This window comes from Vibrio sp. Vb1554 (genome assembly GCF_033344235.1).
The window spans coordinates 1-23,524 of record NZ_JAWPOJ010000030.1; the positions used below are offsets into that span (position 1 = coordinate 1).

General features: G+C 45.2%; 23 protein-coding genes and 1 tRNA gene. 6 read left to right on the top strand and 18 right to left on the bottom strand.

Translation table 11 applies throughout. The annotated features are described in order from the left end of the window. Positions 1–507: 507 nt before the first annotated feature. The 14 genes from R8N28_RS19540 to R8N28_RS19605 all read right to left on the bottom strand — a co-directional run bounded on the left by R8N28_RS19540 (position 508) and on the right by R8N28_RS19605 (position 15,128). Complete coding sequence (locus tag R8N28_RS19540; protein WP_005382038.1) at positions 508–1,662, bottom strand: flagellin; 1,155 nt, start codon at positions 1,660–1,662, stop codon at positions 508–510. A 427-nt stretch (positions 1,663–2,089) separates the two neighbouring features. After that, a complete protein-coding gene (gene flgL / locus R8N28_RS19545; protein ID WP_005382037.1) occupies positions 2,090–3,283 on the bottom strand; it encodes a flagellar hook-associated protein FlgL in 1,194 nt (397 codons plus the stop codon). A gap of 13 nt (positions 3,284–3,296) precedes the next feature. After that, positions 3,297–5,237 (bottom strand): flagellar hook-associated protein FlgK, encoded by a 1,941-nt coding sequence (flgK, locus tag R8N28_RS19550; RefSeq protein WP_065274248.1) that lies wholly within the window; start codon positions 5,235–5,237, stop codon positions 3,297–3,299. A 159-nt stretch (positions 5,238–5,396) separates the two neighbouring features. Next, positions 5,397–6,323 carry a flagellar assembly peptidoglycan hydrolase FlgJ gene (gene flgJ, locus R8N28_RS19555; protein ID WP_065274247.1) on the bottom strand — a complete coding sequence of 309 codons (927 nt, stop codon included), beginning with the start codon at positions 6,321–6,323 and terminating at the stop codon, positions 5,397–5,399. Between the two features lie 16 nt (positions 6,324–6,339). Beyond that, positions 6,340–7,431: a flagellar basal body P-ring protein FlgI gene (locus R8N28_RS19560; RefSeq protein WP_005393118.1), complete on the bottom strand. Its 1,092-nt coding sequence runs from the start codon at positions 7,429–7,431 to the stop codon at positions 6,340–6,342. 43 nt (positions 7,432–7,474) lie between these two features. After that, the gene (gene flgH, locus R8N28_RS19565; protein WP_005382033.1) at positions 7,475–8,254 is read right to left on the bottom strand and encodes a flagellar basal body L-ring protein FlgH; all 780 of its coding nucleotides are present in this window, start codon (positions 8,252–8,254) and stop codon (positions 7,475–7,477) included. Between the two features lie 30 nt (positions 8,255–8,284). Further along, complete coding sequence (flgG, locus tag R8N28_RS19570; protein WP_005382032.1) at positions 8,285–9,073, bottom strand: flagellar basal-body rod protein FlgG; 789 nt, start codon at positions 9,071–9,073, stop codon at positions 8,285–8,287. A gap of 18 nt (positions 9,074–9,091) precedes the next feature. Beyond that, complete coding sequence (gene flgF / locus R8N28_RS19575; protein WP_005382031.1) at positions 9,092–9,841, bottom strand: flagellar basal-body rod protein FlgF; 750 nt, start codon at positions 9,839–9,841, stop codon at positions 9,092–9,094. Positions 9,842–10,172: 331 nt separating this feature from the next. Further along, positions 10,173–11,486, bottom strand: a complete 1,314-nt coding sequence (gene flgE, locus R8N28_RS19580; RefSeq protein ID WP_005382030.1) for a flagellar hook protein FlgE — start codon at positions 11,484–11,486, stop codon at positions 10,173–10,175. Positions 11,487–11,516: 30 nt separating this feature from the next. Continuing rightward, complete coding sequence (gene flgD, locus R8N28_RS19585; RefSeq protein WP_065274246.1) at positions 11,517–12,227, bottom strand: flagellar hook assembly protein FlgD; 711 nt, start codon at positions 12,225–12,227, stop codon at positions 11,517–11,519. Between the two features lie 17 nt (positions 12,228–12,244). Then, the gene (flgC, locus tag R8N28_RS19590; protein ID WP_005393132.1) at positions 12,245–12,658 is read right to left on the bottom strand and encodes a flagellar basal body rod protein FlgC; all 414 of its coding nucleotides are present in this window, start codon (positions 12,656–12,658) and stop codon (positions 12,245–12,247) included. A gap of 5 nt (positions 12,659–12,663) precedes the next feature. Next, positions 12,664–13,059 (bottom strand): flagellar basal body rod protein FlgB, encoded by a 396-nt coding sequence (flgB, locus tag R8N28_RS19595; RefSeq protein ID WP_005382026.1) that lies wholly within the window; start codon positions 13,057–13,059, stop codon positions 12,664–12,666. A 303-nt stretch (positions 13,060–13,362) separates the two neighbouring features. After that, on the bottom strand, positions 13,363–14,190 hold the full coding sequence (locus tag R8N28_RS19600; protein ID WP_005382024.1) for a CheR family methyltransferase: 828 nt from the start codon (positions 14,188–14,190) through the stop codon (positions 13,363–13,365). Between the two features lie 11 nt (positions 14,191–14,201). After that, positions 14,202–15,128 carry a chemotaxis protein CheV gene (locus R8N28_RS19605; protein WP_005382022.1) on the bottom strand — a complete coding sequence of 309 codons (927 nt, stop codon included), beginning with the start codon at positions 15,126–15,128 and terminating at the stop codon, positions 14,202–14,204. A 76-nt stretch (positions 15,129–15,204) separates the two neighbouring features. Between R8N28_RS19605 and flgA the strand changes: the two genes are divergently transcribed. The 3 genes from flgA (at position 15,205) to R8N28_RS19620 (ending at position 16,835) form a co-directional block, all read left to right on the top strand. Further along, on the top strand, positions 15,205–15,951 hold the full coding sequence (gene flgA / locus R8N28_RS19610; RefSeq protein ID WP_005382020.1) for a flagellar basal body P-ring formation chaperone FlgA: 747 nt from the start codon (positions 15,205–15,207) through the stop codon (positions 15,949–15,951). A gap of 116 nt (positions 15,952–16,067) precedes the next feature. Next, positions 16,068–16,382, top strand: coding sequence for a flagellar biosynthesis anti-sigma factor FlgM (gene flgM / locus R8N28_RS19615; protein ID WP_005382018.1), 315 nt, complete (start codon positions 16,068–16,070; stop codon positions 16,380–16,382). A gap of 27 nt (positions 16,383–16,409) precedes the next feature. Continuing rightward, positions 16,410–16,835: a flagella synthesis protein FlgN gene (locus R8N28_RS19620; RefSeq protein WP_005382015.1), complete on the top strand. Its 426-nt coding sequence runs from the start codon at positions 16,410–16,412 to the stop codon at positions 16,833–16,835. Between the two features lie 103 nt (positions 16,836–16,938). Here the strand turns inward: R8N28_RS19620 and flgP are convergent, their stop codons facing one another. Together flgP and R8N28_RS19630 are read right to left on the bottom strand one after the other, a co-directional pair. After that, a complete protein-coding gene (gene flgP, locus R8N28_RS19625; RefSeq protein ID WP_005382014.1) occupies positions 16,939–17,370 on the bottom strand; it encodes a flagellar assembly lipoprotein FlgP in 432 nt (143 codons plus the stop codon). Positions 17,371–17,379: 9 nt separating this feature from the next. Next, a complete protein-coding gene (locus R8N28_RS19630) occupies positions 17,380–18,018 on the bottom strand; it encodes a FlgO family outer membrane protein (RefSeq protein WP_005382013.1) in 639 nt (212 codons plus the stop codon). 169 nt (positions 18,019–18,187) lie between these two features. Between R8N28_RS19630 and R8N28_RS19635 the strand changes: the two genes are divergently transcribed. The 3 genes from R8N28_RS19635 (at position 18,188) to R8N28_RS19645 (ending at position 20,359) form a co-directional block, all read left to right on the top strand. After that, positions 18,188–19,321, top strand: a complete 1,134-nt coding sequence (locus R8N28_RS19635; RefSeq protein WP_005382012.1) for a flagellar assembly protein FlgT — start codon at positions 18,188–18,190, stop codon at positions 19,319–19,321. A gap of 175 nt (positions 19,322–19,496) precedes the next feature. Next, positions 19,497–19,573 (top strand) — tRNA-Arg (locus R8N28_RS19640). Between the two features lie 279 nt (positions 19,574–19,852). Beyond that, complete coding sequence (locus R8N28_RS19645; RefSeq protein WP_005382011.1) at positions 19,853–20,359, top strand: hypothetical protein; 507 nt, start codon at positions 19,853–19,855, stop codon at positions 20,357–20,359. A 114-nt stretch (positions 20,360–20,473) separates the two neighbouring features. On the opposite strand, the gene R8N28_RS19650 is transcribed toward R8N28_RS19645, so the two are convergent. Both R8N28_RS19650 and gltX read right to left on the bottom strand, forming a co-directional pair. Continuing rightward, a complete protein-coding gene (locus R8N28_RS19650) occupies positions 20,474–21,436 on the bottom strand; it encodes an OmpA family protein (RefSeq protein ID WP_005382010.1) in 963 nt (320 codons plus the stop codon). 640 nt (positions 21,437–22,076) lie between these two features. Continuing rightward, positions 22,077–23,504, bottom strand: a complete 1,428-nt coding sequence (gene gltX / locus R8N28_RS19655; RefSeq protein WP_005384075.1) for a glutamate--tRNA ligase — start codon at positions 23,502–23,504, stop codon at positions 22,077–22,079. Between the last annotated feature and the right edge of the window lie 20 nt (positions 23,505–23,524).

Sequence of the window (23,524 nt, forward strand, 5' to 3'; positions counted from 1 at the left end):
TGGTGATTTCTCCAATTGATTTTCCGGTGTAGCGGTTTCCGACGTCTCGGAAAACCAAGTAGTTCTCTCAAAGTTACCTCTATTAACGACACCAAATTCAGAAGCTTTAGAAAAAAGTTTAAAAAAATAACATTGCGAGATTTAGCTAATAAAATTGAAGAAAAGTAAGAAAAAGTGCTCAAGTTTCCACAAATCGAGCCGAGAGGGCTAAATTGTATAGAAAACCAGCAAAAGGAAACAATTAAAGGTAAGTTCGCAGACGATAGACGTGAAAATTAGAAAAGAAAAAGCCCCTTTTCCTTTGAGAGAACTGGGGCTAGGTTGGTCGCCAGAGCCTATGTGGAGATCAAGAGAAATGAACACATTTCCGGCATACCGAGTGCAACTTTACATTGAAAATGATTGGCAGGTGAGAGATGAGAGAGCCGCTCATTCTATTGTAAAGCTGCTTGCCAAAAGCCTGCATTCCCATCCACGTCTGAATGTATTGAGTACAGGCTAAGTAAACTACTGCAATAGTGACATTGCAGAGTTTGGCAACTGTTTCGCTTGAGCAAGAATCGATGTACCTGCCTGTTGCAAAATTTGTGCTTTGGTCATTTGCGTGGTTTCTTTCGCAAAATCTGTATCTTTAATTCGGCTGTTCGATGCGTCAACGTTTTCTTGGATATTCGCCAAGTTGTTGATGCTGTGACTCAAACGGTTTTGCTTCGCACCTAAGTCTGCACGTTGCGAGTCTACGTATTTCAGTGCCGAATCCAGCACAGAAATCGCGTTTTGAGAACCTTGTACCGTGGTCATATCAATATCTTGTACTGACGTTCTGATAGGTTCATCACTCAGGCCAAGCTCAGATGCTAATCCACCAGAAATGGAAATCTCGCCCTGAACGTTTGGATGCGCGACAAAAACTTGCAACTTGCCATCTTCACTTACAGACGCATTAATCATATCAGACTGACCATTAATGTAAGTGGCAAGCTCTTCGATGTCGTCGCCCGCTTTGGCATTAATGTTGATTTCTAGATCATCAACATTGCCGTCTTCGTCTTCACCCATACCTGGTAGCGTGATCTTCAAGTCAGATTTAGCTGGGTCAACGCTCCAGTTTTTATCTTTACCATTTTCAGATAAGAAGGTCACACCGCCCATGCGAGTATCGTCCGCACGAATGCTGGTGAGTCCCATGATCATGGCTTCTCCTGAGCTCGCACCAATCTGGAATGCTGCTTCACCGAATGAGCCGTTCAATAGACGACGACCACCAAATGAAGTGGTTTCTGCAATACGGTTTAGCTCGTCAATCAATGCCATTGACTCTTCGTTGATCGCCTGACGCTCAGCTGGAGAGTTAGTACCGTTCGATGATTGAATCGCAAGGTCACGCATTCGTTGCATGACAGAGGTTGCCTCATTCATCGCACCTTCAGCGGTTTGTGCAATCGAGATACCATCGTTCGCGTTACGCATTGCGACATCTAGGCCACGAGACTGTGCAGTTAAGCGGTTAGAGATCTGTAGACCTGCCGCATCATCTTTTGCACTGTTAATCTTATGTCCTGAAGATAAGCGCTCCATCGACGTGTTTAATTCATCAGTCGCTTTGTTTAGGTAACGCTGCGCGGTCATCGCGGAGACGTTAGTACTAACTGTTACAGCCATTTTGCTCTCCTGTTGAGTTCGCAAGCTTTTGCGAAGCGGCCAGCTTTACTCTCATTTGGATAAGCACTGACCGTAAAAGTTACTTGCTAAATCTGCCTTAAACGCAGGGTTTAGAATCTCTAAATCTGTTCTGATATTTTCAATACAATTTGTGTGCCAACTTGCGTAAATTATTTAACTACTTTTAAAAGAATCAAATAAACAATAAGTTAGCTTTATCATTAAGCTATTTCCGGTTTGTCAGACTCATCTTAGCCCAAGGGTATTGAACGCTGCCCTGTTGCCGCCCGACTTGCCTCCCGCATCATTGCCGCTTTGGGTAAAATCGTGCCGCATGACATCTCAGACTCTCAGGTTACGTCGACTTATCGCGCTTAAGGCTTTGCACATAAGGCATCAAAATCAGACAATGCGTATGAGTGTCATACTAGATGTAGTTAAACAACGTTAGATCTTTGGTCTTACCGAATGCTTGTTGCGATGCCTGTAACGCTCGCGAGTTTTCACTGAACTCGATCACGGCTTTAGAGTAATCCAAGTCCTCAAAGTTGCTCTTCGCTTTTGCCAGAGACAAATTAAAGTCTTCATGATTTTGCTCTTGGATATCCAGCGTACTCAATCGAGCACCGGCATCTGTACGCGCTTTATTCAAATGGATAAAAGCAGCGTGGAATTCTTCTGTCATTTGGTGCAATTTAGCAGTCGCCGACGTATCCGAAACCGATTTGTCTGACCATGCCATTGCATCCTTGAAGGTATCGAAAATGCTGAACTCTGCCCGCTTTTCGATCTCAATGCTGTCACCAGGCGTAATTTGGCCTTTTACGTGCACTTTCAGGCCTTTGTATTCAATCCCTTTCTCTGGAGAAAACTCATCGGCATCCACTACTTTGCCGTTACGCTCTAATTGGTAACCAAATTTGCCGTTATTCATATCGACAAATGTCACGCGATACGCGGCATCATCCTTCGCGTCAACGTTAGTGGCTTTGTTTAGCAACAGCTCAGAGCCGTTTTGTAGATCGTAATTCGGCTGATAGTCGCCAAATGGGTTTGGTATCTCCATAAACAGCTTGCTGCCAGGATCGTTCATTGGCATCTCGAGCATGCTAGAGACTTTCATTTTGCGCTGATAATCGTCTCCAGCGTACTGAACACTACCGTCTTTATCGCGATAGAATGGTTGACTTTTTGGCTTAGTGCCCGCAAACACGTAGTTACCAGATTCATCTTGCGAGTTCACTAAGTTAAGGAAGTTGTTCGCAATCTCTTCTAACTCACGCTTCTTTGCTTGTCGGTCTTCAGCAGAAAAGGCACCGTTAATCATCTCCATCGTTAAGCGCTTCGACTCGTCGGCAAAATTCTCCGCATTGGCGATATTAACTTCGTGGTTTTCTAAACGATTACGCACCAACACTATCGAGCTAAGATATTGTTGTAGCTGTTCTTGTTGCTGACTAATGTTTTGGATGTAATGCGCAGCGAGGGGGTCGTCACTAGGTTTCAGTAACTTTTTCCCTGAAGCAAGTTGCTCTTGGTTGTGGTGAACCTTATTCTCTTGACGACGCAGATCATTTTGTACGGACTGATAGTTATGGAAACTAGAAATTCGGGTTAGCACTTATCTCTTCTCCTTACCTCAGTTGTAAAATGGTATTGAAGGTATCATTCGCCGCTTGCATCACACGTGATGAAGCCATGTACGCTTGTTGAAACTTCATCATGTTGGCCGCTTCTTCATCGAGGTTAACACCAGAAATAGAAGCAACGCGCTCTTGCGCCGCTTCATGCTCTAAACGAGCGACGGAGGCTAAACGGTTTGCTGTAGAAGACTTCAGTCCAACTTCGGTATTGAGGTTATGATAAACATCGATCAAGGTACTGGATTTTCCATCCATCATCTTGTCTGTTTGGATCTTCTGCATTTTTCTCAAGTTGCCGTTACCACCTTCAGAAGGCACCAAGTTTGCGGTGAATTTATCATTCATCAGAGCGCCTTCGCTCAACTCAAACACGGTTGCATCGCCGTTTTTATACAGCGGATGGCTTTTCGGCACTGATATTTCAATCATCGGGTTATCTTTATCTAACGGGTATGAGTATTTGTCCGATAGTAAATTACCCTTGTTATCCGTGATCTTTAACCACGGCTTATCATGCTTCTCGTCGGCTGGTTGTACGGTAACCTCAAACTCTTTAACATCCCCCGCCTCACGAATTTTAAACTTGGCGTTACCTTGGGCAAAAGTGGTTGAGGCTTCATAACTTTGTGCGGCAATAGCTTTTGCGTCATTGGTTTCCATCTTTATGATGGCTGCACCACTTCTCGTTGGGCGTAGCAATACGCGCTCACCGGCGGCAAGGCCTTCACCAATTTGCACTTTCATACCATCCAGAACAAACGACGAATCCGAACGGTCGATGTTCAACGACATTTGCTCACCTTTCGGTGTTGTCACGCTGTATTGGTCGCCATCATAACGCAGCGAATATTCACCACCTTTGATCGCGGAAATATCCTCGATGTAAACCGCAACATCAGCTTGAGAGTCAGGCGCAGCAAAAACTCGAGATTTTGCCACCAGCTCAGAGTTCACATCGGTAAATACGTCTTTACCTATCTTACCGTTGAGATCCAGACCTTGAGATTGCAGCTGATTAATTTTGTAGGAGAAGCCCGTTGCTAAACGGCCCATTTCATCTTGCAGTTGTGGGATGTGTTTGTCGCGCATTTCAAGTAAAGCGCCGATTTTTCCATCCATATCATCAGACTTGATCGCTTTAATGCCATTCCCTTCCACCATTGCTAATCGTCTTTGATGAACATCCGGATAGCCATCGATCATTTTGAGCTGGCTTGCTTCCGTGCCAGAAACAAGTGTGTGTCCATTGCCGATATGAACATTAAACCCTTCCGCATTTTTGCGTGGGGTTACGGTAACTTTGGTGTACTCTGACAGCTCAGTAACCAGCTTTTCATGCTGATCCATCAGGTCATTATGTGGGCCGGGGGTGCGCATCATCAGCCGATGAATATCGCGAATTTCCAACGCAAGTTGGTTAACGCGCTCAATGCCCATATCCAATTTTTTATTGGTGACATCAGATTGCAGTCGAACGGTTTCGTGGAAATCATTTAATGTATCAGAGAAGATTTTCGCCTTTTCCAATACCACTTTTCGTGCCCCTAAATCGTTCGGGGTATCTGCCATGGTTTTTACCGCATCGAACCACTCATTCAGGTTCTCGGGAATTTTCTTCGATGCCACGGAGCTCAACATGCTAGAGAGCATATCAAGATTGTCTTGGGTATCCGTTTTGTTGGCATTGTTGGTCGACGACAGGTTCAGTTCATTCACGGCAAACTGATCCCACGAGCGGCGAACATTTTCCACATGCACACCCATGCCGTAGGTAGAACCACCAAACATGCGCGGATCATTCGTGCCTTGGATAACAGACTGACGGCTATAACCCTCTGTATTAACATTAGAAATGTTATGACCAGTGGTGTTTAATTGTCTCTGAGCAGTAAGCACACTTTGAGTACCTACATTCAGAAGATCTGACGCCATACATGCCCCCGAAAACGAAATATAAATCGGCAAACCGATCACCTAGACACATTAAAAGCAAAAGATGTGCCAAGTGATAGAAAGGCGTAGATGTTCAGATAAAGTGAAGGCTTGCACTATGGCAAGCCTTCGAGAACGTCATAAATTTTCGCAGAGACATTACATACTTTCGATTTTATCCTTCACCTGCAGGACTTTATCTGCGTAGTTCGGATCGGTCGCGTAACCCGCACTGTGGATACCGCGAATAAACAACTCTGAACTCCCGCGTTTCTGCAATGCTGTCTCGTAACGTGGGTTGTCATTCAAAAATCGTACAAAGTCATTAAAGCTGTCTTCGTAACTTGAGTAGGAGCGAAATGCTGCCGTCTCTTTCACTGGCGTGTTATCGTGGAACTCTAAAGTTTGAGTCGTCACTTTGTCACCCTGCCAGCTTCGATCTGCTTTGATGTTAAATAAGTTGTTGCTGCTGCCACGCGCGTTCTTCACGACCTTTTGTCCCCACCCCGTTTCCAAAGCGGCTTGCGCAAGTAGCAAAGATGGCTCGACACCTAAGGCTTTCGCAGCTTTCTCCGCGTATGGCTTCATCGAGTTAACAAAGGATTCTGGTGAATCGAATCGAGTGGGTTCATTGCTTGGTCGAGATAATTGACCAGATTCAATCAAGCGCTGTTCAATCTCGCGCGCTTTTTTCGGGTCAACACGACGATATTCCGCAGCATTGTTTGCCGCATCACGCATAGCCGTTTCTTTTTTGTCGTTCCCTTGCCCAGCCGTTAATTGCTTAACAATCATATCGGCCAGTCCCATTGAACCAGACGAACTCAATTCACTCGCCATCTGTTCATCCAACATTTGTCGGTAGAACTTCTCGTTTTGGCTGTTCATCATGTTGGACTCAAAGCCCTCATTGGCTTCACGCATGGATTTCAACATCATGGAGGTGAAGATCGATTCGAACTGACGAGCAGCCGCATGCAATGCTTCTTGCTCGCCATCTTTTCCCTCTTTCACTGCTTTTTGACGCAGAGTATCCAGAGAACTGATGTCATGGATAAAACCAATGTCGTTAGGATTGTTCATTATACCTACCTCCTAACCATTAAATGATGATCAACTGGCCTTCAATGGCACCAGCTTGCTTCAATGCTTGTAAAATTGCCATCAAGTCCGAAGGCGCAGCCCCGACTTGGTTCACGGCACGGACCAAATCATCCAACGTTAAGCCTGGTTCGAACTTAAACATTTTGCCTTGCTCTTCGCTGACTTCGATATCCGAGTCTGGTACGACTACGGTTTGCCCACCAGAAAAGCCGTTAGGTTGGCTAACATTCAGGTTTTCTTTGATCGCAACCGTCATGCCGCCGTGCGTTACTGCTGCTGGTTTAAGACGCACATGCTTACCAACTACGATGGTGCCCGTGCGAGAGTTAACGATGATTTTGGCTGCACCATCTGCTGGGTCGAACTCTAGGTTTTCGATTGCCGATAAGAACGCAACACGCTGGCTGACGTCACGAGGAGCACGCACGCGCACTGATGTCGCGTCAACAGCGCTCGCCATTTGTGGGCCAAGGAAGTTGTTTACAGCATCCGCCATACGTTGAGCCGTTGTGAAGTCTGACTCAAGCAAGTTGAACGTGATGTAATCACCACGACCAAATGGGTTTGGAATTTCTCGCTCTACTGTCGCACCACTAGAGATAAGACCAACGGTTGGATTGTTACCTACGATTTTAGAACCGTCAGCGCCTTCAGCACTGAAGCCGCTCACTACTAAGTTACCTTGAGCAACCGCGTAAACTTGACCGTCGAGACCTTTGAGGAACGTTTGTAGTAGCGTACCACCACGCAAACTTTTAGCACTTCCGATGGAAGAGACAGTCACGTCCACTTGCTGACCCGGTTTAGAGAAAGGCGGCAACTCTGCCGTAACCATGACTGCGGCAACGTTTTTAATTTTTGGCTTTGTGCCCGGCGGCATCTGAATGCCGAAGTTTTGCAGCATGGCGGCGAAACTTTGCTCTGTAAACGGGTTCGCTTCACCCGTACCAGGTAAGCCTGAAACCAAACCATAACCCACGAGTTGGTTGCTTCGTACACCTGCCACTTGCGCGACGTCTTTGATACGTGCGGCTTGGGCTACGGTAGAAAACAGAGCAACGCTCATCAGTACTAAAAGGAGTTTTTTCATGCTTACTTATCTCTTGCAGTCAAATTGCCGTCAGCACGGCGTGTTATAGCGCTACATTAAAGAATCGTGCCAAGAAGCCTGGCTCTTGCATATCTTGTTGCAAACCAGTCCCTGAGTATTGAATTCTTGCGTTAGAAACGCGATTTGATGCAATGGTGTTGTCGAAATTAATATCATCCGGACGAATAGTGCCACTTAAACGTATGTACTCATCACCCGTATTTAGCGTCATCCACTTCTCACCGCGGATCACGAGGTTGCCGTTTGCCAGTACTTCGATCACCTCAACAGTGATGTAACCACTGATGCTGTTGCTCTGTTTTGCAGAAGAGTCACCTGCAAATGAGTTGGAGTTGTTTAGGTCATAAGAGAAATTATATTTTCCGCCAATTTGCAGCTCTTCTCCGCCCACTTGAAGCGGGTCCATTTGCGCTTCATTGGTTTTCGATAAATCGGCATTTGCGCTTTTCGTCGCACTGGTTGTCTCATCCAGTGTTACGGTAATAATGTCGCCAATACCACGTGGTTTAGAATCGTCGTATAGATCGGTAATGTGCTCGGCGCTAAACAACGAACCTGTTGCAGCAGCGTAATGCTCAGGTTTGTTTTTCGGATGAATTGGAGCCCAAGCAGGGTCGCCAGCAACCGGATCACTTCTACCACGTAAAGTATCTACAATACCGCTGCTCTCTTCTTTCGATTTATCGCCTTCTACTGCGTCGACCACAGTGGTTGCTTGTGTCACTTCATCCGTTTCAATCGGTTCCAACATGGCACATCCCGACATCGTAGCAATCAAAGCGAGTAGGCAAATACGTTTCATCGTGAGCTCCTCAAATCTTGCTCTTAATCGTTACAATTGCTGGTTAACGAAGCTCATCATTTTATCGACTGACGAGATCACTTTTGAGTTCATTTCGTAAACGCGCTGGGCTTCGATCATGTTGACCAACTCTTCCGTTACATTCACGTTGGACGCTTCCAGCATGGATTGACGAATTTCACCCAAACCGTCCAAACCTGGAACACCCTCTTGTGGATCGCCACTGGCACCCGTTGGTAAGTAAAGGTTCTGACCAATTGGCTCTAGGCCACCCGGGTTAACAAAATCTGTAATGGTTAACTGACCAACGACTTGGTTGTCTTGCTGCCCTCGGACGCGAACCGACACTTCACCATCCGTACCGACAGTAATAGAAATCGCATCTTCTGGAATCACAATTTCAGGCTCTACAGGGTAGCCAGAACCCGACGTGACTAACGTGCCTTCACCATTTAGCGTGAACTGACCGTTACGGGTATAACCGATGTTGCCGTCCGGCAATGTCACTTGAAAAAAGCCGTCGCCTTCCACCATCATGTCCAGTGCGTTGGTCGTTGTCTGTGCATTGCCGTGCGTGTGCACTTTTTGCGTCGCAACCACTTTAGAACCCGCACCTAGCATCAAGCCACTTGGCAGTTCCGTGTTCTGAGATGACTGGCCGCCAGGCTGGTTGATGTTCTGATAGAACAGATCTTCGAATACTGCACGGCTCTTTTTGTAGCCGACAGTAGAGGCGTTCGCCAAGTTGTTCGAAATCGTGGCAATGTTGGTTTGTTGGGCGTCTAGACCTGTTTTACTTACCCATAGTGCTGGATGCATAGTGAACCTCTAACTCTGTTAACTCATACGAAGCAGTGAATCTGAAGATTTATCCATTTCTTCAGCTGTGCTCATCATCTTGACTTGCATTTCAAACTGACGTTGTAAGTCAATCAATGCGGTCATTTCACCTACGGCATTCACGTTACTGCCTTCTATCGCTCCCGTCTGGAGGCTAACAGTCGCGTCTGCTTCGTAAGGTTGGTTTGGAGTTTTATGGCGAAATAAGCCATTGGTGTCTTTAAACAAGCTTTGATCATTAGGCTTAACAAGCTTAATGCGATCAACCGCTTGGAATTCTTCTGCCGGGGCACCTTGAGGAAGTACAGAGATGGTGCCATCCCGACCGATTTCAATTTTGGAGAGAGGGATAGGCAAAGTAATCGGCGCGTCGTTTTCACCCAGCACCAAATGACCACTTGCGTTGGTAAGCATGCCATTTTGATCGACTTTTAGGTTGCCGTTACGGGTCAACCCTTCTTTCCCTGTATGATCGAGTACCGATATCCAACCGCTGCCTTCAATCGTCACATCCAGATCACGCCCTGTTGTAATCACGCTACCTTGAGCAAAGTTATGCCCTGGACGCTCTGTCATGCTGAATACACGTGAAGGATGGCCTTCACCATAAGCCTGCATTGAGCGAGCCTGTGCTAAATCAGCCCGAAATCCGGTCGTGCTTACGTTAGCCAAGTTATTAGCGCGCAATTGTAGTGCCTGCATATTTTGCTTGGCGCCACTCATTGCGAGAAACAGTGCGCGATCCATAAATTACTCCAAAAAATCTCTCTGTACACGGAGTAGAAAGCAATAGTTATGCCAAAACAAAAATAGACTTATTAATCAATACTTTGAATTAAAAATCAACAATGAAAAGAGGTCAATAGAGGCAGAAAACTGTAACGAGAGGCAAGGTTTTGATCCATACGGCGGCAACAGCGGCAAATCGTAGATCAAAGCATGCTTAGCCTGAGTGAGGTGTATTCAGGCTAAGCATCAGATGAATGTCATGATGAAAATGAACAAAGCGGTAATTACTAAGAAGCAATCACACGCCATTGCTTACTCAAGCAGAGTATCGAATGACCCAGCTAGTGCTCTAGCGGATCTGTAAGATATTCTGTTGTAGTTGGTTGTGTACTTCTAGCGAACGTGAGTTTGCTTGGAAGTTACGCTGAGCAGAGATCAGGTCCACCAACTCCTGCGTCATATCAATGTTTGACTGTTCCAGCATACCGTTATTGATGGTGCCGAAAGAGCCTTTATTTGATTCACCCCAGATCTTGTCACCAGAGAACTGCGTTGAATCCCATTGAGTGCCGCCTTTCTTATCCAGACCTTGCTCGTTTGGAACACGTACGAGAGCAACACGACCCAATGTAACGTTTTCACCGTTTGAGTAAGTTCCCAATACGCTGCCGTTTTCATCGAAGTCAACTTTGGTTAGGAAGCCCGTCGTTGCACCGTCTTCGTCAAACTTAGTCAGTTCGAACGGAGCCGCAAACTGTGTTGCTGAGCCTAAGCCGAAGTTAAGCGTCTGCGCAGGATCGGCACCATTCATATCGACTGGTGTCGTGTTCGTCGCCGGATCGCCCAGAGCCACAGAAGTGATTGGCTGACCATTGTTCAAGCTCGCCAACGTACCATCGTTGTTGAACTTCATGGTATGCCCCACATGACCTGTTGGCGTTTGCGCATCACCAGCCGCAACATTTAAAGGCTTTTCACCTTCTTTATCTGTCACGGTGTAGTAAGTGTTCCATGTATTTGGCTGAGTCTGATCTTTCAAGTAATACGTCGTTAGCTTGTAAGACTGACCCATCGAGTCATAAATTGTCGAAGAGGTTGAACGGTTGTATGTATCTGGGTCTGAAAAATCAAACTGCGTTGGATCTTTCAAATCGCCGTTCGCTGGCAAGTTCACACCCACTTCAATGTTTGCTGTTTGTTTTGGCTTACCAAATTCAGCAGGAATATTGATGGGTTGTGGCTCGTATGAAGAAACCTCACCAGAGCTTGGGTCCACTTGGTAACCTAATAAGAACTCGTCGTTCGCGGTCACCATGTAGTTTTCTTTATTTAAGTGAAATGCACCATTACGTGTCAGTTCATTCTGTTGTGGAGTTAGACGCTCTTTCGCTACAGCGAAAAAACCTGTCCCCGAAACACGCAAATCCATTGGGTTGTTGGTGTAAATGCTAGAGCCTTCATGGAACTGCTGTGCCACTTGGCTTGCTTGCGCACCACCACCCGGTGTGGTTTTTGCGTTAGTAAATAAAGAGTTAGAGTAGACATCAGCAAACTCAGCACGGGACTCTTTAAAGCCGTAAGTGTTGGCGTTCGCAATGTTGTTACTGGTGGTGTTCAAATCCAGTTGGGCGGCGGACAAACCGCTTAAAGATACATATGACATTCCAAAATCTCCTAATCTAGCGAGCTATGACTACGCTTTGCCGACTTCCAATACTTCTGCAAGTCGAACTGGCGATTCAAAACCAGCCAGATTGAGTAATACGTTTCCGTCACCTTTGCCAAGCAATACGCTGTTTACGTTGGCATACGTCGATACTGGGAACTCTTGCGACTCCCCTTCAACTAAGCCAGACGCTTTCACTTTGTATTTGCCAGCTGGCAGTGGATTTCCGCTTTCATCTTTACCGTCCCAAAGCACACGCGTGTCGCCGGCTGGTTTCGCCCCTACCTCAAAGGTACGAACCAGTTGGCCAGCTTCATCCTCTACACGAACAAACAGATTATCGATAGATTGTGAAAGCTTAACCATTGCCGCCATTGGCACGTCGTCCTGCTTCACACCTGCTGCTCCTGGGACCAATACGTCACGCCCTACCAAAGAGGAAGCTTGTAACGCTTGATTTGATGTCATTGACGAATTCAAACTCTCAAACTGAGTGTTCATCTTGCCAATGCCATCAACGGTCGCAAATGAAGCCATTTGCGCAATCATCTGGTCATTACTTACCGGCTTAAAAGGGTCTTGCTGAGACAGTTGCTTCGTGAGCAATGATAAGAAGTCTTCCTGTTTTAGATCCTGCTTACCCGTGCTCTCTTCCGCTTTCTTGTTACTCTCTTGTAGACTTTTAAGCTGGTCGATATAGGACAAGCCGCTTTGACCAACGTTGTTAATTCCGGCCATACGCTACCCCCTTATCCTTATTGACCCATCTGCAGCGTACGCAGCAGCATTTGTTTACTAGAATCAGCGACCTGTACATTAGTTTGGTATGCACGAGAAGCTGAAATCATGTTTGCCATTTCTTCCATTACATTGACGTTAGGCTTGTAAATGTAGCCTTCTTCGTTTGCAAGGGGATGGTCTGGGTTGTACTCCGCACTCAGCGGTTTATCACTTTCTACAATACCCATCACTTTCACTGGCACCGTATCACCGCCACGCATGGCGTTACTTAACTCTGCACCAAACACTGCATGACGCGCTTTGTAAGTGTCTTTCGCAGAGCTGCTGACACTGTCGGCGTTCGCCAAGTTGCTTGAGGTAGTATTCAGACGAACGGATTCAGCGCTCATTGCGGAACCTGTCACATTGAAAACGTTAAATAAGCTCATCTAAATTATTCCCCTTTGATTGCTTTGGTTAAGTTCTTGAATTTGCTGCCTAGAAAGTCGAGTGATGCTTGGTGTCTGATTTGGTTTTGCATAAACAAGTTACGCTCTAAATCCAAGTCTACCGTGTTGCCATCTCCCGTATCTGGTTGCGTAGGAAGACGATATAACTTGTCCCCAACCAACGTTGTAGTGGCAGGAATATGCCGACCATCTGTGCGACTAAGACCAATGCTTGCCCCAGATGTTGCCGCTTGCAATTCCTTCGCAAAGTCTAAACCTCTTGCTTTGTAACCAGGCGTGTTTGCTTGTGCGATGTTGGTGGAAATCACCTCTGCATTGCGCTCACGTACGCCCACCGTGTGCTGGTGGATGCCTAGTGCATTGTCAAAAGATATAGCCATGTTTGCCTCTACAATTAAGAACTGACCGTGATTGATAACCAAAAAGCAATTAGCATGCCAAAACCTAAAGCATTACACCAACCTAGTGGTTACCGTGAATTGAAATAGCAATAAGTGAGCCAAAGTAACTGGAATGTCATGTCGTATCACTTTGCTCACTTAATAAAGATACACCGTGTTGAGGGCACAAGGCAAAAACGCGCTTCAACTAATTGAGTGATACATGAAGCGCTCGGCGCAGAAAGGTAACAAACAAAAAAGCCTGACACGAAGTCAGGCTTTTCTATCAATGAAGAGATACCGCTATTTAAGCTTGTAAATGATGCCCGGATTACAGCGCACCATTTCAAATTTATCAGTCAGACCAGTTAGCGACTCTGATGCCCCTAACAGCAAGTAGCCACCAGGGTTTAAACTGCTCGCCATTTGGTTAAGCACTTTAGATTTCATTTCTGGAGAAAAGTAAATCAATACGTTACGACAGAAAATGATGTCGAACTTACCCATCAGTGCGTAACTGTCCATCAGGTTTTGTGGACGAAAGTTCACCAAACGCTTGACGTTATCTTTGACTTTCATGCGACCACCGTCCGCATTTTCAAAGAAGGTGCGACGACGTTCTGGTGAAAGCCCGCGACCCAAAGCCAAGTTGTCGTACACCCCTGCACGACACATCTCGAGCATACTTGCCGAAATATCTGTGGCTGTAATGGACACGTTTGGTAACAAGCCCGGCTTGCGCTGTTGCGTTTCCAGGATCGTCATTGCAATAGAATACGGTTCTTGGCCCGATGAACTGGCAGCAGACCAGATCTTAATTGGGCGCTTGCTTGCCGCTACTTCTGGCAATAATTTGTCAGCTAAAACCGTGAACGGATAAGTATCTCGAAACCACAAGGTTTCGTTAGTCGTCATCGCATCCACAGCGGCGACTCGTAATTCTCGATTACGCCCTGTAACAACATCACGTAGCAAATCTGATAACGATGCGAGCTTAAACTTCGTCACTAAAGGACTCAGTCGGCTACGCACGAGGTATTGCTTGCTATCACCTAACACGATGCCACATTGCGATTCTAGAAAACGGCTAAAGTCACGATACTCTTGATCACTGATTGTAATAGCAGTCATTAATGTCTCTTTTATTGTGTTAATGCAGATTTAACCGCGTTACCCAACTCATCTGGGTTAAATTTCGCAATGAAGGTGTTGGCACCTACACGCTCAACCATAGCTTGGTTGAATACACCACTTAATGAAGAATGGAGGATAACATAAAGGTCTTTCAAATCGGCATGTCTGCGAATTTCAGCCGTTAAGGTATAGCCGTCCATTTCTGGCATTTCAATATCGGAAATAACCAACGAAATTTGATCGTAGATATTGCCTTCTTGAGCCATTTCAATCAACTTATTGTACGCTTCTTTGCCGTCTTTGACAGATACGACCTCAAAACCGATGGATGTAATCGCACGCTCTACCTGTTTACGCGCGACCGTCGAGTCATCAGCAATCAGTATGCGGCGTACAATAGGCTTTTCTTGTTCTGCTTGTGCGATTTCTTCGCCAATAGCGGAATCCATCGTTTCATCAACTGGCGCAATTTCTGCCAGGATTTTTTCAACGTCAAGGATTTCAACCAGCTCATTGTCAATGTTTGTAACGGCAGTCAAGTAGTGCGCTTTACCTGCGCCGTCTGGCGGTGGCAAAATCGCTTCCCAATGCATATTGATAATACGCTCAACCGATGATACCAAAAATGCTTGGATCGTACGGTTAAATTCTGCAATAACAACAAAACATTTATCTAAATCAGTGGTTGGGCGGCCACCAATTGCCAGGCTCAAATCAATAACGGACACGGTATGGCCGCGGATATGAGCGATACCTTTAACCAGAGGGTGTAGATTTGGCATTGAAGTCAGCTTAGGGCACTGTAGTACTTCTTTCACTTTGAATACGTTAATGCCGTAGCGCTGTCGGCCCATCAGTCGAAAGGTCAATAATTCCAATCGGTTCTGACCGACGAGTTGCGTACGTTGATTCACCGAGTCAAGAATCCCCGTCATATGCTCATCTCCATCTCAAACTTTTTGTTTTTAAATGATACTCTACCACTGGCAAGCACGATACCAGGGAGACAGTATGGCGTATTTCACTTTCACTTCGACACCATTGACTATGACAATATGTAGAGCGCTAATTACAAAGTACGCTAAGTCTATCGGCATTTTGCTCAGTATGTTTAGCTTTTTTGTTCATTCAGCTTCAGATAATCAGATCGAGCAAATAAAAACAGCAGCAGAACAACATATTCTTGCTACGGTTGATCAGCCTGATGGTGGCGAGCTATCTGTTAATGCGGCAGAGATCGACTCGAGAATAAAAGCAACGGATTGCCCTGTTCCGTTAGATACATCTGCCTCTTCCACCAGCAGCACGAGAAGTAACATCAATGTGTTAGTGGAATGCCAACCGGATGACTGGAAAGTCTATGTCCCTGTGAGGATCTCGGTATCAGTACCAATGATCGTCGCGACACGAACATTAGGGAGAGGAGAAATCGTCAGCGCATCGGATGTTACCACTTCCATGATCGAGCTACAGCGCTTTCGTAAAGATGGATTTTCTAGCTACGATCAAGTGGTTGGGGCAAAGCTAAAGCGTAATGTTCGTTTAGGCGATGTCGTAGAGAGAAATGATGTTTGTGTGGTATGCCGAAATGAAAAGGTCATTATCAAAGCGGTGAATTCTGGCATGACGATCACAACGCAAGGCACAGCATTGCAGGATGGTTCAGCTGGCGATCAAGTAAGAGTGAAAAATGATAAGTCACAACGTATAATAGAAGGCATAGTGACTGACATTGCGGAAATCACTGTTAATTTTTAATATCCACTGGTAGCGTGTTTAAACTGATCAATAAAAATGCAAAAAATGACTAAAGTTATTTTTGCGCTGGTCGATAGTCTGGATACCAGTATTACGATACAAGGCAAAGGTTAAACATGGCAGGTATAGATAATATACGTTCAGGGCAAATGATGACGACAACAAGTCGCGCACCTGCACGTAACGATTCCAATGCTACCAGCACGACAGAATCAAAAAAGGCGCCAGCGCAACAAGACGCAGTATCACTCAGCCAGCAAAGTAAAGCCGTCAGTAAACTCCAGAAGGATATGGCAGCTTCTCCGGCATATGACAGCGCCAAAGTTGCAGCAATCAAAGAAGCTATCACAAACGGTTCATACAAAGTCGATCCTGAAAAATTGGCTGACAACATGATTAAGTTTGAAAACGAATTGCAAGGCAAAAGCTAACTGACTTAGGCCGAAGGTAAGTATTTTATGGCAGCATTAGTCGATCTCGTTAATTTCCAGCTAGAAAATGCTAAGGCACTTTCCGCTGTTTTACGCCAAGAAACACAAGCAATAACGGCGCGTGTCTCTACCGAGATTGAGAACATTGCCAAACAGAAGATGACGCTCATTGATCAGCTCAGAACAACTGATCAGCGAATCGCCTCTCACCCGCACGTCAATCAACTTACTGAAGATGAGCACCTAAGTCAGGTTGTTGCTCAAATCCAATCGATCGTCCTCGACTGTCAACAAGTTAACCAAGTAAATGGCGAATCGCTTAGTCGCGCACAGCTGAGCTTCAATAAACTCAACAACATGCTTCAGCGAACTCATGGCAAAGTTGGCATGACCTACAATGCGGGCGGAAAAACCCACACCATCTCGACGCTTGGCACCAATATAAAAGCTTAAACGTCACTCCTACCCTCAATTCCCGCGCTCACGTAGATATAAAAAAAGCGACTCATTGTTACCAATCAGCCGCTCAAAAAGATTATCTGTCTAGTGAAATGGTTTAAAACAAGGTTTGCTGACGCTTCTCAGGTACCTGCTGAACTTCTCCATAATCACGTAGCTTATCCATCTTACGGATATCCAGACGCAGCTCAGTCACATAACTGTCTTCAACAAGATAACTACGCACAACTTCTGCACCACGAATTACACCATCGACGGCACCAGTGGTGCTTTCAATACCCAAACGCTGGTCTTGCAGCTCTGCACGTCCACTAACACGCATGCCATAAACTTGCTCTGCTAGCTCACGATAAGCATCAATTTTTGATGCGCGCATTGCTCGTACACGCTTTTCTTCTACTGTGCGGCCTGTTTGCTCACTGACGCTGGCGTAGCCCACCGCCACTAAGATTTCATCTTGACGCATCTGTTGTAATGGCTGACACCCAACCAATATCAGTGTGGCAACAATAAATAATAACTTCTTCATGCTTCTATCCTATGGACGGAGAATCACAGTGTACGGCTGACGAATGGTAGGGTCAGAACGAATCAACACACCATCTTGTGTGCGGATGCTATTTAACGTATCTAAGTCACGCCCAATACGGTCAGCCGGAAGGAAACCTTGCGCTGTCGCTACAACTACACGGCTTTGCATGCCAACCACGCGTGCATTGACAAGCACTCCCCCCTCTTGGCGCAGCATCGTTCCGGTCAATACATACTGAATTTGCTGCTCTTGAGCTAAATCTTGCCAATCACGACTTAAAGCAAAATCGCCCTGTTGCGTCACTTGAATAGAGCCCGTAGTTTTGAAATCAACCACTTTAAACCCTCGGCGCTGAAACTGATGGATAAAACCTTCAGAGACCGAGTTACCTAACCAGTTTGTTGCATCCATATTTTGTAGATCAACAAACGAGGTAATCGCAATCGGTGTCCGCGCTGATACTGCCACATTAGAAACCATCAGGTCTTCTGTCATGCTCTCAATGAAAAAGTCCATCGTATGACGCGGACTATCCATCAGCATGAACTGGCTTCCCGAGTAAGGTTCTTTACCATTGTAAATCGGTGAGTACGCGCACGATGTCAGAAGCGTCATCATCGATGCAGCGACAAGCCACTTTTTCATGGTTTGATTCTCCAGATAATCTTAGGTGATACCGTTCTTTATTAATTCCTTTCCAAGAAAGTGAATATTGGAACAGTCTTTGCTTTTCTTTGTTTGCCTAACGAAGAAAAACCCACCAAACTTCACTGAATTTGTTAAAGCAATATTTATACCCGAACGGTTGTAACCAATGAAAAAAATATTAAACAGTCTGTTTTCAATCACTTTAGTGATGCTTGTGCCTTTTAAGGTAATGGCATCTTGGTATGAAGTCACAGGCGTTGCCACCATCGTTTCTTCAGAAGAGACGGCAAGGCTCCATGCGTTGGAAGACGCGCTGTTCAAAGCCGTCAATTTTTCGGGCGCAGATATTGGCAGTATTAGCAACTTGATGCCGCTATTAGAAGAAAGTCGCAACGAATACCAGTTTACCAATCATGAAGTCCGTTACATTTTGGTGGAGTCTGAACGCAAACGTCGCGGTAAAGTCGAGGTAAAAATCCGCGTTGATATTTATCCATCGGCAACGGGTTGCCACACCGATCAATACAAAAAGACAATGCTGGTCGGCAATATTGAGGTCGCATCACCACAACAAGCAGTGATGGGACAAATTTATCAAGTTGGTGACGATTTTAGCCACGTAGTGAACCGTCAACTTGATCAAACCTCACGCAGCTTTGTGTCTGTTGGTACAACGGACTACTCAATAAGCAGCAACTATCCTGCTCGCACTCAAATGATCGCGCAAGACAATGGCGCACAATACATCATTGGAGGGGTCATTACCGATCTCACTGCAACGGTCGAATCTCAACTATTGCAAGATGACATCATCAATCGTCAGTTTGCGTTAGAAATGAAAGTATTTGATGGTAAAACTGGCCATGAAATCTTCAACAAAGCCTACCGTGAGGTCGCGCGTTGGCCATTTGCTAAGACGAGTCAAGTGGACACTCGTAGTGCACGTTTTTGGGCATCGACCTATGGCGAGATGATGCTTCGCGTTAGTCGCAATATTATGTTGGATCTGGAGTCGGAGCTATCTTGCAAAATTACACTGCCAGAGGTTGTGGCAGTCTTCGGTAATACCGTAACGATGGATCTCGGCCGTATGCACGGCGTAAAAGAGGGAGACAAATTGCAGCTTTGGCACACCGCGTCGTTTATCGACCAAAATGGATTGCCAAGAAACAAAGTCTCGCAAAGCGAAATTACATTAACGGTATCACGCATATACGAACACGAAGCGGAACTGACGATTGATCAGCCAAATTTAGCATCTAGCGTTCAAATTGGCGACGTAATGAACAAGATCCTATAAAAGCAAACATTAAGTCTTGAGATATGCTCACTTTTGAATATCATAGGCAGCGCATCTTATTTGATTATACCAATGACCGTAGCGAATCGTTCAACGTGATGCTGATACAGATCTGGTAGATTGCTAGATTTGAACTCAGTAAAACAGTGCAATGAACTGCAACTATTGGTATTACGCCCCCATGGCACAGCTGGATAGCGCAGTCCCCTCCTAAGGGACAGGTCGTAGGTTCGAATCCTACTGGGGGCGCCATATCATAGCCTTAGCTCCCACTTGAGCTAAGGCTTTTTTGTATCTTCAATTTCAAGCCTCGCACTGCTCCCCCTAGTACACCGTGTTAGATAATCTTCCCAGTAATCAATATGATCGGATCGGGTGTTTCGGTTACGGGATAAACCCTTCTACTGATCTGACTTCTTCCCCTTGAAATCATTTCAACAAGCCCTATTTACAGTTTTGTATTTTATTACTTTAATTATCTATGAGTTTTGCTTACCCTTTTAGCTATTAATAAAATTATTAGTTAGCACTATGTCTAAGAGCAATTTAATAACTAACACTGGACACCGCTTTATTTCTAAAGGCAAGACAGCCTTTAAGATACATATCCATACCCCCGAGGATACGGTACTACACCGCTCGGTAGGATTTGTTCGTATTGGAGAAAAGAAAGGCTTACAAAAAGCCATTAAGCTGAGAAACGAGTTAGGCCGGCAAATGTGGGGCAAATTCTGGCGACGTCTTTTGAAAGACCCTTACCTAATGACCAGGCTTCCACATAGCGTTGAGCCTAAAATCGTTCACAAGCCTAACCCTACTCTTGAAAACCCTGACAACCGAGATACGTGTTACATCGCCAAGTGGCGAGAGTTCAATGATGACGGTGAGTATAAATATAAAACGGTGGTTCGCTCTATTAGTAAGTACGGCAAACTTGCCGCCTACATGCAAACCAAAAAAGCGTTGTTAGAAGCACATAAAGATAACTTGGAGATCCTGACATTCATGGGGCGTTTAAACAGCATTGATCTTAAATAATACCTGGCCACTTTGAACATTTCAGTCAGTTTTTAAAGAGAAATAAAAAGCCCCAAAGAGCGAACTCTTTGGGGCTTTCAGCTTCAGTCTTCTATACTACGGTCGAATAGGAGCTTATTGCTGAACTTGGTATTCAAATTCTGGAACAACGACTTCTACGCGACGGTTTTGTTGACGACCTTCACGAGTGTCGTTTGAAGCGATTGGGTTGTTTTCACCTTCGCCACGAGCTTGGATACGTGATGAATCAATACCTTTTTCAACGAGTGCGTTAGCAACAGACTCAGCGCGTTTCTCAGAAACTTTTAGGTTGTAAGCTGCTGGGCCAGACGTATCTGTGTAACCTACAACTTCAACGTTCGCTTGTGGGTGCTCGTTTAGGAAAGCAACTAGGTTATCAAGTTTTGCAGCGCTCTCTGGTTTTAGAGTTGTGCTGTTTAGATCGAAGCTACCTGTACCAATTGTTTGAGTTTCGAATGTTTTCGTAACTACAACTGGCTCTTCTACCACTTCTTCTACAACCACTTCTTCAACAACAACTGGCTCTTCTACGATTACTGGCTCATCGTTGCCGCCGAATTTGAAAGAAACACCTAGTGTTGCAGTGTTACCTGTCGCACGAGTTACATCGTTGCTGATGTCAGTCAGTGTTTGGTATTCCGCACGAGCTGTTACGTTTTGGCTTAGGTTGAATTCAAGACCAGCTGCGCCTAGGTAAGAGTAATCATCTTTGCCATCAAACATTACGTAAGCGCCACCCACTTTACCGTAAAGTGCGATGTCTTCAGTGATTGGTAGGCTAAATTTAGGAGCAAGAGTGATCGCTTCTACGTGGCCACCGAAAGAAGTTTGGTTAAAATCACCGATGTTGTCGAAACCCGCTTCTACTGCGAAGTATTTATTCATTTCGTAACCAACAAAAGCGCCAAGAGTAGAATCGTCTTTGTCACAAGCCTGGCCCGCTACACACGCGTCTTCCATCCATGACTTACCCATCTTACCACCAACGTATACTTCTGCTTGTGCTGCTGAAGCCATAAGTAGAGACGCTGAAATTACCGCTGCTAATTTTTTCATTATTGATTCCTCTAAAGAAGTTCTTTTGTTAGATGCCGAAATGCGCCGTCTGACTGACGTTGTATTTCAATTCTTTTTATTCATTCCTTGAGTGAGATACTTAGTCAGCTTCTTTTTATGCACATGCATTTTTTTTATGGAAGCAACTTACGTACATTTCCTGTTCAGTGATACATATCGCCATCTCGGTATCGCTGACGGGATGAACTATAACGCTAAGAAATCGCGAGAAAAATCCCAATTCTGTCAATTTATTGTCATCAAAAATCTCGACAACATGTGATCTTAAGCAAAAAAATCCCCACGCAACCACGACGCAAACGTTTGCTTTAATTTTTGGAACAACATAGCTAAAGCAAATATTTTTCTTAAAAATGAGACAAATAAAATGGAACTTTAAGGAACATGGATAAAAATCAATCAGATATTTGATATATAATCGCTCGTTTTTTATTCATGCCAACGATATTTGGATTAAAAAATCTTATCCATATTGAGGTAAATTACAGGTGAAACCATCTCTTCATTCACCAATATGAGAGAAAGTTTCTCGTTATCTAAATTGAAGATACAAAAAAGCCGCGGTTGCTCACCGCGGCTTTGTGACTATTTATTCAAAAGAACGTTCAGTTCAAAGCAATTATGCGTTTGCTTCACGCTCAGCAATGAACTCAAGCGCCATCTTAATGCGAGCAATACAGCGCTCTTTTCCAACCAGCTCCATTACTGCATCGACAGAAGGAGACTGACCCCCGCCTGTTACAGCAACACGTAATGGCATACCGATTTTGCCCATGCCGATTTCCAACTCTTCACATACTGCTGCGATAACGCCATCTTTGATGTTCGCTGTCGTCCATTCAGTTAGTGCTTCCACTTTCGCTAATGCAAGTTCTAGAGGCTCTTTAGCCACGCCACGCAGGTGTTTCTTCGCTGCGCCCGCTTCAAACTCAGAGAAATCTTCATAGAAGTAACGGATTTGCTCAGCTAGCTCAACTAGTGTGTTGCAACGCTCACCCACCAGCTTGATCACGTCAGTAATAGCAGGACCATTCGTTACGTCTAGTTTTTGTTGGTCTAGATGCCATTGTAGATGCTCAGCAACGTACGCAGGATCTGAGTTCTTGATGTAGTGGTTGTTCAACCATTGCAGTTTGTCAGTGTTAAAAGCAGACGCTGACTTAGATACTGCGTTTAGGCTAAATAGATTGATCATCTCTTCTTGAGAGAAGATTTCTTGGTCCCCATGAGACCAACCAAGGCGTACTAGGTAGTTGTTTAGTGCCGCAGGCAGGTAGCCCATATCGCGGTATTGCATGACTGATACAGCGCCGTGACGTTTAGACAGTTTCGCGCCGTCATCACCCAGGATCATTGCACAGTGTGCAAATGTAGGTACTGGCGCACCTAGTGCTTCGTAGATGTTGATTTGACGAGGCGTGTTGTTGATGTGGTCTTCGCCACGAACAACGTGAGTGATACCCATGTCCCAGTCGTCCACTACTACACAGAAGTTGTAAGTAGGTGAACCGTCTGTACGACGAATGATTAGGTCATCCATTTGATCGTTGCGGATTTCAATGCGACCACGGATTTGATCATCAAATACTACGCTGCCTTCTTTCGGGTTACGGAAACGGATAACACATGGATCACCATCTTTTGCCGCTTCGTTTGCTGCTTTGATTTTTGGATGGTTAGCATCGTAGCGAGGCATTTCTTTATTTGCTTCTTGCTCTGCACGGATTTCATCTAGCAGCTCTTTAGACGCGTAACATTTGTAAGCTTTGTCTTCAGCAAGAAGCTTATCAACCATTTCGTTGTAACGGTCAAAACGTTGAGTTTGGTAGTAAGGACCTTCATCCCACTCCAAGCCTAGCCATTCCATGCCTTCAAGAATTGCATCAACCGCTTCCTGAGAGTTACGCTCAAGGTCTGTATCTTCGATACGTAGAACGAATTCACCACCTTGGTTTTTAGCGTATAGCCAAGAGTAAAGTGCAGTACGCGCACCACCAACGTGTAGATAGCCAGTTGGGCTAGGAGCAAAACGAGTTTTAACCGTCATTTGAGTTCCTTAGGGGTAAT

Coding starts and splice junctions, on each gene's coding strand:
- R8N28_RS19540 (WP_005382038.1), bottom strand. CDS start 1,662: ATGGCTGTAACAGTTAGTACTAACGTCTCCGCGATGACCGCGCAGCGT.
- flgK (WP_065274248.1), bottom strand. CDS start 5,237: ATGGCGTCAGATCTTCTGAATGTAGGTACTCAAAGTGTGCTTACTGCT.
- R8N28_RS19560 (WP_005393118.1), bottom strand. CDS start 7,431: ATGAAAAAACTCCTTTTAGTACTGATGAGCGTTGCTCTGTTTTCTACC.
- flgH (WP_005382033.1), bottom strand. CDS start 8,254: ATGAAACGTATTTGCCTACTCGCTTTGATTGCTACGATGTCGGGATGT.
- flgG (WP_005382032.1), bottom strand. CDS start 9,073: ATGCATCCAGCACTATGGGTAAGTAAAACAGGTCTAGACGCCCAACAA.
- flgF (WP_005382031.1), bottom strand. CDS start 9,841: ATGGATCGCGCACTGTTTCTCGCAATGAGTGGCGCCAAGCAAAATATG.
- flgE (WP_005382030.1), bottom strand. CDS start 11,486: ATGTCATATGTATCTTTAAGCGGTTTGTCCGCCGCCCAACTGGATTTG.
- flgD (WP_065274246.1), bottom strand. CDS start 12,227: ATGGCCGGAATTAACAACGTTGGTCAAAGCGGCTTGTCCTATATCGAC.
- flgC (WP_005393132.1), bottom strand. CDS start 12,658: ATGAGCTTATTTAACGTTTTCAATGTGACAGGTTCCGCAATGAGCGCT.
- flgB (WP_005382026.1), bottom strand. CDS start 13,059: ATGGCTATATCTTTTGACAATGCACTAGGCATCCACCAGCACACGGTG.
- R8N28_RS19600 (WP_005382024.1), bottom strand. CDS start 14,190: ATGACTGCTATTACAATCAGTGATCAAGAGTATCGTGACTTTAGCCGT.
- R8N28_RS19605 (WP_005382022.1), bottom strand. CDS start 15,128: ATGACGGGGATTCTTGACTCGGTGAATCAACGTACGCAACTCGTCGGT.
- flgA (WP_005382020.1), top strand. CDS start 15,205: ATGGCGTATTTCACTTTCACTTCGACACCATTGACTATGACAATATGT.
- flgM (WP_005382018.1), top strand. CDS start 16,068: ATGGCAGGTATAGATAATATACGTTCAGGGCAAATGATGACGACAACA.
- R8N28_RS19620 (WP_005382015.1), top strand. CDS start 16,410: ATGGCAGCATTAGTCGATCTCGTTAATTTCCAGCTAGAAAATGCTAAG.
- flgP (WP_005382014.1), bottom strand. CDS start 17,370: ATGAAGAAGTTATTATTTATTGTTGCCACACTGATATTGGTTGGGTGT.
- R8N28_RS19630 (WP_005382013.1), bottom strand. CDS start 18,018: ATGAAAAAGTGGCTTGTCGCTGCATCGATGATGACGCTTCTGACATCG.
- R8N28_RS19635 (WP_005382012.1), top strand. CDS start 18,188: ATGAAAAAAATATTAAACAGTCTGTTTTCAATCACTTTAGTGATGCTT.
- R8N28_RS19645 (WP_005382011.1), top strand. CDS start 19,853: ATGTCTAAGAGCAATTTAATAACTAACACTGGACACCGCTTTATTTCT.
- R8N28_RS19650 (WP_005382010.1), bottom strand. CDS start 21,436: ATGAAAAAATTAGCAGCGGTAATTTCAGCGTCTCTACTTATGGCTTCA.
- gltX (WP_005384075.1), bottom strand. CDS start 23,504: ATGACGGTTAAAACTCGTTTTGCTCCTAGCCCAACTGGCTATCTACAC.